10 protein-coding genes are annotated in these 11,998 nt (G+C 33.3%); all 10 read right to left on the bottom strand.

From position 1 onward, the window contains the following. Positions 1 to 12: 12 nt before the first annotated feature. Positions 13 to 1,731, bottom strand: coding sequence for an assimilatory sulfite reductase (NADPH) hemoprotein subunit (gene cysI / locus NST35_RS01530; RefSeq protein ID WP_002458280.1), 1,719 nt, complete (start codon positions 1,729 to 1,731; stop codon positions 13 to 15). Positions 1,732 to 1,750: 19 nt separating this feature from the next. Beyond that, positions 1,751 to 3,595 carry an assimilatory sulfite reductase (NADPH) flavoprotein subunit gene (locus NST35_RS01525; RefSeq protein WP_002458281.1) on the bottom strand — a complete coding sequence of 615 codons (1,845 nt, stop codon included), beginning with the start codon at positions 3,593 to 3,595 and terminating at the stop codon, positions 1,751 to 1,753. A 298-nt stretch (positions 3,596 to 3,893) separates the two neighbouring features. Continuing rightward, positions 3,894 to 4,625 carry a phosphoadenylyl-sulfate reductase gene (locus NST35_RS01520; protein WP_002458282.1) on the bottom strand — a complete coding sequence of 244 codons (732 nt, stop codon included), beginning with the start codon at positions 4,623 to 4,625 and terminating at the stop codon, positions 3,894 to 3,896. Between the two features lie 315 nt (positions 4,626 to 4,940). Further along, positions 4,941 to 5,417: a glutathione peroxidase gene (locus NST35_RS01515; RefSeq protein ID WP_002447025.1), complete on the bottom strand. Its 477-nt coding sequence runs from the start codon at positions 5,415 to 5,417 to the stop codon at positions 4,941 to 4,943. 12 nt (positions 5,418 to 5,429) lie between these two features. Continuing rightward, complete coding sequence (locus NST35_RS01510) at positions 5,430 to 6,773, bottom strand: dihydrolipoyl dehydrogenase family protein (RefSeq protein ID WP_002458283.1); 1,344 nt, start codon at positions 6,771 to 6,773, stop codon at positions 5,430 to 5,432. Between the two features lie 16 nt (positions 6,774 to 6,789). Continuing rightward, the gene (locus tag NST35_RS01505) at positions 6,790 to 7,230 is read right to left on the bottom strand and encodes a MarR family winged helix-turn-helix transcriptional regulator (protein ID WP_002458284.1); all 441 of its coding nucleotides are present in this window, start codon (positions 7,228 to 7,230) and stop codon (positions 6,790 to 6,792) included. Between the two features lie 219 nt (positions 7,231 to 7,449). Further along, complete coding sequence (locus NST35_RS01500; protein ID WP_002458285.1) at positions 7,450 to 8,199, bottom strand: zinc-ribbon domain-containing protein; 750 nt, start codon at positions 8,197 to 8,199, stop codon at positions 7,450 to 7,452. Positions 8,200 to 8,204: 5 nt separating this feature from the next. Next, positions 8,205 to 9,530 (bottom strand): PrsW family glutamic-type intramembrane protease, encoded by a 1,326-nt coding sequence (locus NST35_RS01495; protein ID WP_032604527.1) that lies wholly within the window; start codon positions 9,528 to 9,530, stop codon positions 8,205 to 8,207. 143 nt (positions 9,531 to 9,673) lie between these two features. Beyond that, positions 9,674 to 10,783, bottom strand: coding sequence for a hypothetical protein (locus NST35_RS01490; RefSeq protein WP_032604518.1), 1,110 nt, complete (start codon positions 10,781 to 10,783; stop codon positions 9,674 to 9,676). Continuing rightward, a complete protein-coding gene (locus NST35_RS01485) occupies positions 10,780 to 11,964 on the bottom strand; it encodes a hypothetical protein (protein ID WP_002458287.1) in 1,185 nt (394 codons plus the stop codon). The genes NST35_RS01490 and NST35_RS01485 overlap by 4 nt, the downstream gene beginning before the upstream one ends. Between the last annotated feature and the right edge of the window lie 34 nt (positions 11,965 to 11,998).

Here is an 11,998-nt window from a genome sequence, read left to right as displayed (position 1 = left end):
TACCCCTCTCGTTTAGCTATGAAAATCGCGACCATCATGAACTTTGGCTATCACACCGGCACGAATTACAAAGTCCCCAAAGTGTTCTCCGTCAAGACGCTCTTTACTATAACGCAATAACAATGGACGTAGACTTTCTAATATTTCATTTTCGTCGATATTCTCTTTATATATTTTATTTAGACGTTCGCCTTTAAAACTACCACCTAAGTACATATTATATTTACCAGGTGCTTTACCGATAAAGGCTATTTCTGCTAGCGCTGGTCTTGCACATCCATTAGGACAACCTGTCATACGAATCGTTATTTCTTCCTCTCTTAAACCAGACTCATCTAATAAATCTTCAATTTTTGTAATTAATGAAGGAAGATATCTTTCAGATTCTGCCATAGCTAAACCACACGTTGGGAAAGCAACACAAGCCATAGAATTTCTTCTAAGTCCTGTATAATTTTTGCCATCTGTTAACTTATATTTATCAATAATAGCTTGTATTTCTTCCTTTTTCTCGGGAGAAACATTTGCAATAACTAAGTTCTGATTAGGTGATAATCTGAAATCTCCAGTATGGATTTCTGCGATTTCTCTTAAGGCTGTTTTTAACAAATAGTCTTCAGTATCTTTCACACGCCCATTTTGTATAAATAAAGTGAAGTTCCAATTATTAACACCTTCAATCCAACCTAATCGATCACCATTATGTTCAAATTCGAAATCACGTGGCGCTTTAATTTCCCAACCTAATCGTCGGTTTAATTCTTCAGTCACCCAAGTTTCTCCTAGACGGTCCACTGTATATTTAAAACGTGCATTTTTTCGATTTTCACGATTACCATAATCACGTTGTATTGTAAGTATTTTCTCACATACATCTACAACCTTTTCCTTAGGTATAAAACCTATGAGACGTCCAAGTTGAGGATATGTTTCTGTATTACCATGAGTCATACCCATACCGCCACCGATAGTCACATTAAATCCAATTAACTCATCTTGTTCAACGATAGCGATTAAACCAATATCTTGAGAATAGACGTCAATATCATTAGATGGTGGTACCGCAATACCTATTTTGAATTTACGTGGTAAATACGTATTCCCATAAATAGGTTCCTTTTCCTCACTAGAATCTAAAACCTTTTCACCATCAAGCCAAATTTCATGATATGCATTTGTTCTTGGAAGTAAGTGATTACTTATACGCGTTGCATAATCATTAATCTCCTTATGTACTTGAGATTGATAAGGATTAGGATTGCACATTGTATTACGATTAACATCTCCACATGCAGCAATAGAATCAAGTACTGCATGATTGATATTTTTCATTGATTGTTTCAAATTACGTTTAAGAATGCCATGAAATTGAAATGCTTGGCGTGTTGTTAATTTAATCGTATGATTGGCATATTGATTAGAAATATCATCCATAGCAATCCACTGTTCAGGAGTCGCTTTCCCCCCGGGTACACGAACTCGAATCATAAAACTATATGCAGGCTCAAGTTTTTGTTTACGACGCTCATCTCTTAAATCCCTGTCATCTTGCATATAACTTCCGTGAAACTTTAGCAGTTTTGCATCATCTTGTGTAATGGATCCAGTGATTGGATTAGCTAAACTTTGTTCAATAGTTCCACGCAAAAAGTCACTATTTGCTTTTAAAAATTCCATTTCATCAAGATTTTTATCTAATTCTTCCGAAATATGATTATTTGTATTAACCATGTATCCCCCGTCCCTTCTATTAATACACGTCTCTTTGATATCTTTTATCTCTTTTCATTTGTTTTAAGTATTCTTCTGCATCTGTTTCAGATAGGTTTTGCTCTTTGATTAACACATTTTTAATCGCTTGATGAACATCCTTTGCCATTTTACTTTCATCACCACATACATAAATAGTAGCGCCATTTTCAATCCATCGATTAAATTGTTCACTATTTTCTGCAATTTTATGTTGCACATACACTTTTTTATCAGTATCTCTAGAAAAAGCAATATCTAATTTTGATAAAGTTCCATCTTCAAGCCATTCTTGCCATTCCGTTTGATACAGAAAATCTGTAGTGAAGTGTTGATCTCCAAAGAATAACCATGTATTTCCTTCAAAACCTAGTTCCTCTCGTTCTTGCATATAGGATCTAAACGGTGCAACACCTGTCCCAGGACCTATCATAATCACAGGTGTTGATTCATCTTGCGGAAACTTAAAATTCGGATTTCGTTTTAAATAGATAGGAATTGTATCGCCCTCTTGTATTCTCTCTGCAAATTGAACTGAACAAACTCCTGAACGTTCGCGACCGTGTGCTTGATATCTAACTGCCCCAACAGTAATGTGAACTTCATCTGGTGTTGCTTTATAACTACTAGATATTGAGTACTCTCTAGGTGGTAACTTTCTTAATAATTGATGTAAATTTTCAGGTTGTAGTTCTGTCGTTGCGAAGTCATTTAATAAATCAATCAAATCCCGTCCCTCAACGTAGTTTTGAATCCATTCTTTATCTTGAATTTTTTCAGAAAGCTCTTCATTATCAAAAAATATCGCAGCATTTTCTATTAGCGGTTTTGTTAATTTAGTAATTTCGAAATGCGATGTTAATGCCTCTTCAAGATTTAAAGTATCTCCATCCTCGTTAATTAAAACTTGTGTTTCTGGACTCCAACCTAATGTGCTAATAAGTAAGTCTACGATAGCTGGATCGTTTTGAGGCAAGACAACTACACAATCCCCCGGTTCATATTCTTCACCGAAATTATCAAGTAATAACTCAATATGTCTTGTCTCTTTGTCTGAACCTCTACCATTCAAATTAATGTTGGTCAATACTTCAGCATCGTAAGGATTAGACTTACTATATTTCTTTTCCTTTGCTGATTTTATAGATTCGCTAACAACTTGTTCACTTTCAGTACCAGCTGGTGTTGAATCAATCGTATTAATAACATTGGCCATCCACTTTTCAGCGTCTTCTTCATAATCAACATCGCAATCAGTACGTTGATAAAGTCTTTCTGCCCCTAATTCAGCCAAACGATTATCGAAATCTTTACCAGTTTGACAGAAGAATTCATAGGTTTGATCTCCTAATGCTAATACTGAAAATCTCACCCCATCCAATTTTGGCGCTTTACGTCCGTGGATGTATTCATGTAATTCAACAGCATTATCTGGTGGATCTCCTTCGCCATGTGTAGATGTGATAATAAATAAATCTTCTACTTTCTTTAAATTCTTAGGTTTAAAGTCATCCATTGATTTGAGCGTAACGTCATTTCCAATATCAGATAAACGTTGTTCAAATATTTCTGCAAGTCCTTGCGCATTACCAGACTCAGATCCATATAAAATCGTTATCGATCTCGCTTCCGGCTCAACTGAAGGTTCCTTTTCATGTAGCATCGCTTCTGTATTGTCATCTAAGTTATGTTGGTCTACAGAATCTGTAGATGTATTTGATTGTTGATTTGCCATCAGATAGCCACTTAACCATACTTGTTGGTTAGGTGATAAAGTGTGAAGCAATTCATTGATTTGTTTAGCTTGCCCTTCCGTAAAAGGACTATTGGTAACACTTAAGTTCAATCTTATCCACCTCTTATACTTTGTTATTCCGATATTTGTCATTAGTTTATATATGTCTATATTTGAAAATCATTAATTATATCTTCAATTCTAGTATGTACCATTTATTATTTTCAGTAAATGTAATACTCAAATGATAACTAAAATCGAAAAGACAATTCATAATATCAAAGTGCAATACAAACATTGATTACTCAAGATAATCGCTTATAAATAAAGCTGTATCAGCTTTTAATAAACAACTCCTTATTTCTTATCGGAATACTATGTTTTTAAATTAAAATTTTTTGACTATCTCTTATGGTTTATCAGCTACATGTAATCCGCATTCAGTCTTACTAGAATTTGACCAACGACCAGCACGTGAATCATTAGAATTAAATACGGGTGATGTACATGGAATGCAACCAATACTTGGATAATTTTGATCATGTAATTCATTATAAGGTAAGTCCTTATCACGTATATAAGACCATACTTCTTCTTCTGTCCAATAGATTAAGGGACACACTTTAATTGATTTAAATCTTTCATCTTTGTTAATGAAATTTGTATGTGCTCGTGTTGGTGATTGTGCTCGTCTAAGACCTGATATCCAAGCTACAGCACCAGATAATACGTCTTCTAGAGGTTTAATCTTGCGTATGTAGCAACATTGATTAGGATCATTCTTCCATAAAGCAGGATTATATTTCTCACCTTGTTCCTCTAACGTAAGTTCCGGTTTTTTCATTTTAATGCGTAATTGTGGATATTTATCTTTCACCCTATCTATTAAGTCATATGTTTCTTGAAAATGTAAATCAGTGTCTAAAAATACAATTTGTGCGTCGGGTTTAATTTGAGAAATCAAGTCAATCAAAACCATACTCTCAGCACCAAAACTGCAAGAATAAACAATATCATTTTCATAAGTTTGATATGCCCATTTTAAAATCTCATAAGCACCTTTTGTCTCATCATTAATATCTAATTCATTTATAAATGGATCGTTTTGAAAATTGTCATAAGTAATTCTTTTTATAGACATTTGTGGAGCCCCCCTATCACCTTATCAATCCATCCAAATCAACAAAACATATCAGAATTGTCAGAATAATTATGTTTAATACTTTAACTACTTTTATAACGAAAGTCAAGGTAACTCGAGAAATTATCGAAATAAAGATGAGATTAATTTAAATTTTTTGTCCTATATGCTCATAAAAAAATTTAAAGAGCCTACACATATGATATGGCAGACTCTTTAATATTTTCTTTTCCATTCGTTTATAGTGGCTTTATTCAAAATATTACAAATGAAACAAGATTATTTTATTCTTTAATTCAAGTATAAGACAGGCATTTATTTTAATAATTGTCTTATTAATTCCTCCATTTGGTTAGGATTATCACAAGGTAAAAATCGTTTAACAATATTTCCCTGTTGATCGACTACAAATTTAGTAAAATTCCACTTAATTTGCGAACCAAATAATCCTGGTTGTTTACATTTTAATAATGTGTACAAAGGGTGCTCATGCTCTCCATTAACGTTAATCTTAGCATGGATGGGGAAAGTAATACCAAACTTATATTTATATACGCGATAAATATCTTTGATTAATCCTGGCTCCTGATTATTAAAATCATTGCAAGGGAAGCTCAAAATCTCAAGACCATACTTATGATATTTTTTATAAAGCATTTCTAATTTATTAAATTGATCATTCAAAGTACAATTAGTTGCAGTATTTACGATAATGAGCACTTTCCCTTTATATTTTTTTAGTAAATAGGTAGAACCATCATAATTCTCTACCGCAATATCATAAATACTCATTTAGTTACACCTCTACATCATCGCCAATTTCAATAAATCTATAACGCCACTGGAAGCTCCAGGAAATGCAAAAATATTTTGATTTAAGTCGTGTGCAGTAAGTTTTTGATTAATGATAAAGACTAGGAGATTAACCAAATCACCAGCGTCATTCCCATAAATCTCTGCTCCTACTAAACGTTTTTGACTATCTAATACAATTGACATTTCAGCTTCTGTTTCGTTTTGATACTCAAATACCATTTGTCTTCCGAATGGTATATCTTTAATTATATACGTATCATCTTTCTTAGCCTCGCTTACTGTGACACCTATTTGAGATAAACGAGGCAATGAATAAAGCACTGAAGGTATTGGTGGATACTGGATGACCTCTGTATTCAATCCAAGGATATGGGCAGCGATATAATTAGACTCAAATGTAGCTGTAGGAGTAAGCTTAGGAATCATTTTATCGATAACGTCCCCACTTGCATATATATTTTTTACATTTGTTCTTAAATAATCGTCAACCTCAATACCTCTATCACTAAATTGTATACCCACTTTTTCCAAACCTATTTGCTCAACATTAGGCTTTCTACCTGTTGCATCCAGTACATAATCTGTTTCAATCATTTTTCCAGACTCAGTTTCTACTATAAAACGTTGCGCATTCGGTCTAACTGACTTGGTATTCTCACTAAAGTAAAATTTAACACCTTCATCTTTTAACTTTTGAATTAATTTATTGACGTGAGATTCGTTAAACCCTTCAAGTGCCTGATTTGTATGATGAATCACATTGACCTCTACACCAGATTTGACCATGATAGAAGCGAATTCAATACTGATAATACCTGCTCCAATAAAAGTTATACTATTCGGTAAAGATTGCATTGATAAAAATTCCCGACTATCATGCGTATATTCTTTACCTTCGATATCTAATTGATGACTATGTTGTCCAGTTGCTATAACAATATAATCTGATTGTAATGTTGTATCATTTACCTCTATTGTATGAGCATCTACAATTTTACCTTTTCCCAAGATTACATCAATTCCCTGTTGTTCAAACATAGATGTGAGGGTTTCAGACATAGGATTAATGACTTGCTCTTTGTAACGCATTAAATTCTTCCAATTCACTTCTAAATTGTGACTATCAATAATATTAGGATATTGTTTGGCTTCTTCAAGCACTTCATAAGGTCCCTCTAATAAAATTTTCGCATTACAACCATAGTTAGTACATGTACCGGCGATGGTATCTTTTTCAACTATAGCTACTTGCTTACCACTTTGCTTTAATGTTAACGCAGCATGCCAAGCTGCATGACCACTTCCTAAAAATACTACATCATATTGTTTCATTAACTCTCATCCTTTCTTATTTTTCTATGAGATGTTTTAATGTTTTCTCTAGTTCTTCAAACACATACTTCGTTTCATCATACTTCGTTGTATCAAATTCTTGTGGTAAGCAACTTGAAATTGCTTCAAAAACTGCTTCTTGTTGTTGTTGTCCATTGTCAGTTAACGTAATTATCAACTGTCGTTTATCAGATTGTTGACGTTCTCTTTTAACCCATCCAGATTGCTCAAGTCTTTTTAGTAATGGAGTTAAAGTGTTACTGGATAAATCCAAATGTCTACCGATTGAATTTAATGTTTGAGGATTCTCTTCCCATAACGTCAGTAATACTAAATACTGAGAATAAGTTATACCAAACTGTTTTAACTTTTTCTCATAAAATTGAGCAAATAAACGACTTACATTATATGCTGAAAAACAAAGCTGATTCGCTAACCTCATTTGTTCTTGTTTCACATATTCACCTCTTTTCAATCGCGCGCGATTGATTATAGTGTAAAATGACTCGCACATTTTCACAATATATATGCTCACAAATAAAATTTTCTTATTTAAACATCAACTATAAAGTTAAAAAGACTTGGAATAATACTATATTCAAGATACCCTGACCACTAATCATAGAAAAAGCCCAAGACACTCTTTGAGTTCTTAGGCTTTCCATAAGCGTTATATTTAAATTTGATTTACATTTTCAATGACGGTAACGTCTCCATTTTTAACATTAACTAACACAGAGAAGTCATTATCTTTGTTACTATCATAAATGAGCTGGCTTGAATTTCTATCATCCGGTTCATTATACATGCTTAAAAATTGATCTTCTGAAATATGATTAGGTGCTACACCTACGCTAACAACTTCATTATCATCGTAGGCTACAGCTAAATCACCATATGTTTCATAACTCCACTTCAAACTTTCTACAGAGCCATTGGATGTTCCAAATTTATCTTCAACTTCTTCACGTGTCATTCCATTATAAACACCTCTATATCCACTTGTTGAAGCTGACTTCATATAACCTTGATCAAAGTCATTACTAAAAACATCAATGCTTGGACCAGTAGATTGGTCCCTATTTTGATTACTTTCATTTGATTGTTGAGACTGTGTTGTTTGATGACTTTGCTCATCACTAATATAATGATTGTAAGCATAGTACGCACCATACAATAGTGCTGCTATCAACAAGACAAATATAATTGATAGTACAATCAACCAACCTGTATGTTTCTGTCCTTTATAAAATGTTGAATCATGATCTTGTCTTTCCTCACGAGAAATATACGATTGCTGTTCACGCATATGTTCAATTTGATTTTCACTTTTTCTTTGTGTCGATGTCTGTAAATGTTTTCCACATTTATTACAAAATGACTGTTCCTTTTTTACCGGATTTCCACAATGAGGGCAGAATTTCATTTATATCACCTTTCCTCTAAACGATTGTATTCCTCACGCAACTGATTCACCTGAGTTAGCCCTGCTTTCATAAGTATAAATATAAATAGCCATGCAATTATAATTAATAGAATATATTTTAAATAACCACTACTTAAAAGTGTTATTTCCGTATCCCATATTCCGTGCAATGTCACTGCCACAAAAAAGAAAAATATAAAACGTTTATCGATGATATTCGACCATTCGAAATGGTTTGTTTCTTTCACTATTACTGCCGCAGCACCAACAATAGCTGCCCAAACGAGGTGACCGCCTAAAGCTGTCCAACCTCTTTGTATAGTAATTTCAGTAATATTATTAACTCCATCAACTAAATTAAATCCAAACCTAAATATATAACCGGCTGATTCAAACACCGCGAACCCTGCACCAACAGCAGCACCGATAAGTAATCCATTGAGTATTTTATTTGTTTTTAAATAATTGATAAACAAAATAACAACAGTTGCTTTTCCAACCTCTTCAACAAATCCTACTATGAATGCATCTGTTATAGTCATAATTCCATAATATTGCGATTCAGTACTAAATGTAACAAATTGATATAAAATCATTGTACTAATAAGTGACAATACACCACCAATAAAAAACATCCTCATTACATCAAAGATACTAATGTTTTTAAATGCATTAGATTCGAAGAAGAAGATTAACCCTGAAATAGGAACTAATAGTGCGCCAATAAATATCATTCCTGGTATGGCATTGGCATTACCAAATACATTTGTTAATACCCATAACGCTAGGAAAGTGATACCTAAAGCTAAAAATACACGCGAGAATACCCAAGGTCTCCCCCACTCTTCGGAAACTTCATTAATATGTGGCGTCGTACGCTTTGTTCCAGCAATAAATACATCATCCGCTTCATCTTTGGTGTGAGATTTAAACACCTCAGAAAACATATCACGCAAATTCAATTTTAAACTTTCATCATTCCCTGCTAGCCTACCTATTGATTTCGTTGTGTTATTAAATAGATGCTTGGCTTCTTCTGTTAATCGAATGCGATCTGCAGTTTCATTTTCAATTTCAGGTTTTGTGTTTGAATATGTATGTGACCCTATGTTGTCATTTGCATTTGATAATGTTTGCTGAAGAAAATGACCACAATTAATACAAAACTTATCATCGACATTTACTACTTTGTGACACTTTGGACATTGTCTTTCTTGACTACTAAAAAAATGTTCAGTTTTTGTCTTTGGATTATCTAACACACTCTGTCCACAATTAACACAAAATTTATCATCCTTCTCTAAATGTGACCCACAATTAGAACAAATCAATTCAATCCCTACTTTCAAGTTATCTCTATAAAAAAGTTGTTATCAATATTTTAAATTAATTCTCATAAAATCGCTATATTCTATGACAGATAAACTGTTAATTTTCGTATTGCAAAATAAAACGTCGATAAAAGCGACTGCTTTTATCGACGTTGCTCTTCGTATCTTATACGTTGACGATATCCATATGTGCTCTCTTTAATGAGTTCATCATTAAGTAAACCAGCTCCAATTGCACCTGCAACTGTCGAAATTGAAGCTGCAAACCATGGAATACTTAAATACAAATCAATGCCTGCAGGACCTTTTAATCCAACTTGCTGACCTAAAAATCCTGATGGCAATAATACGATTTCAGCAATTAAGAAGAGTAAATATAGAATAATATAATAAATGATAATGGCAAAAATCAATGTCATTATTGTTGTAAGATTGTATAACCAAGTAATACGCTTATGATTGCTTTTATTAACTGGTTCCCATAAATCATGTGACATCATTATCCATATTAACATTCCAATAATCGCAATAATTGAAATTCCAAATAAGCGCCACATTGAAAAGTTATAAGCCATTTGCCACATCGTTGTAAATACAAGTCCAAATGCACCTGTAGTAAATGCAATAGCTACTATATTACTTAAACTTGCCATCATATTTAATGGATTATTCGCAAAGGTCATTCCACTAACAAGACGAAACATGCCTCTAGAACGTGAACTAGATAAATATCTTAAGTGATAAGAGTCTGTTTCTTTCATATATATTGTTTCTTTGTCTATTTTAGAGAGCGGAAATTGCTTTTTTACTGAATTTTCTATTTGATTATTATTATCATAATTACGACTTTCTTGTTCAGCTTCATTTAATTCTTGAATAATATTATAAATCGCATGCTTGAAACGTTTTTTAACTGGACGCCAGCCAAATGCCGGATATGAGAAAATAGCTGCACCATTTTCCATATTAATATCTAATGCCATCACTTGCTTGTCAGCAAACATCGGTAAATCTGTAATTGCTATCACATAATCCCATTGTCTCTTATCGTGATAATCAGCTACTTTCTCAAAAATTTCATCTACAGATTCAGCAAAACCAGTAAGCGGATCAGTAACTAAATCAAAAATCCATTCTTGCTGATGATTATAATGCGTAGATAACATTTTAGGCATTTCTTGTATGAGATTTTCTGCAAGATGTTCAGTAACACCTGGAGCGACGACTAGACCCACAGTTTTTTGATTTGTCATGCGTCATCCTCCTCTCTATGTCCTTGTTTTTTACCTTCATATTGTTCATTATTTTTATCTTTACTTGAATTTTGTTGTTCGACATTTTGTTGTGATACATCACGAGAAGTTTCTTGTTCTTTTTGTTCTTTCTCAGCTTCTTTATAGCGATGATATTGTCTATAAGAATAAGTAATACGACGTATTTTCTCTTCATTTTCAACAGTTGATCCCATAGCCCCAGCTAAAAGCCCTAATGATGATACAAACCAAATCAATCTCATATAATTTGAGAACGTAAATTGTGCTTGGGCACTCGTCCAACTATTAAATAATTCCACAGGGACAAAGAGTGTGATACTGATGATTAACAATAAATACAAAATGACATAATTTATGAGTGTAATCAAACTTAGTGTAACAAGTGTGGTTGAATTATAAATATATCGATATACACGCTGAGATTTAGCAGTTTTCTTTTCAATCAATTGATGCGCATAGAATAGCCATCCGGCCATCCCAAGTATGGCAATCACCATCAATATGATAAGTCGAAGCGGTGAATAAATCACGCTTAATTCCCATGGCATTGAAAATATGGAGACATAAGTTCCTGTTGCAAAGGCAACTGAAATGATTTTCTTAAAATTAAAGATGTTTTTCCAAGGCTGATTTGCTCGTGTCAGTCCACCAATTAACTGAATCCAACTTATGATAAATAAAATATTAATATATCGTTGCTTTGATGTTGCGTCTTCGTCTGGTTCTACAGCCTTCACGCGTACAAAAGGATGTGGCGCATTTTTGTTTTTCGGTTGATTATAATATAATTGTTCAATCAATGAAGTCATCGTTTTAACTAGCTTGCGCTTTAAATCAATAAAACCTAGTGACGGTAATGATAGCATTGCAACATGTTTGTCACTATTAAAGTCGCTGACTACCACTTTATTATCTGAAATACTTGGCAAATCTGTCAGGCAAACAACGTAATCCCACTGATGTGCCTCTTTAATTTGTGCTGCTTTTTCAACACTTTCATGTATATCCTCTGCAGATCCTATCATGAGATCGACTTTGATTTCGAAATTCCATCGATTATGTTTAGTCCGCTTTGACAATAACTGTTTAACATTTGGAATTATATTTTTTGCATGTTGATGCGCTATACCTGGTGAAGGTATAATTCCGACTGTTTGCATCGTCGTTGTCCCTCCTTTCTAATTTTTAAATCAA

The organism is Staphylococcus sp. FSL W8-0304 (genome assembly GCF_038006565.1).
Taxonomy (GTDB): Bacteria; Bacillota; Bacilli; order Staphylococcales; family Staphylococcaceae; genus Staphylococcus; species Staphylococcus epidermidis.
The sequence above is the reverse complement of the archived record's forward strand: the minus strand, read 5'-3'. Positions and strand labels throughout refer to the sequence as shown.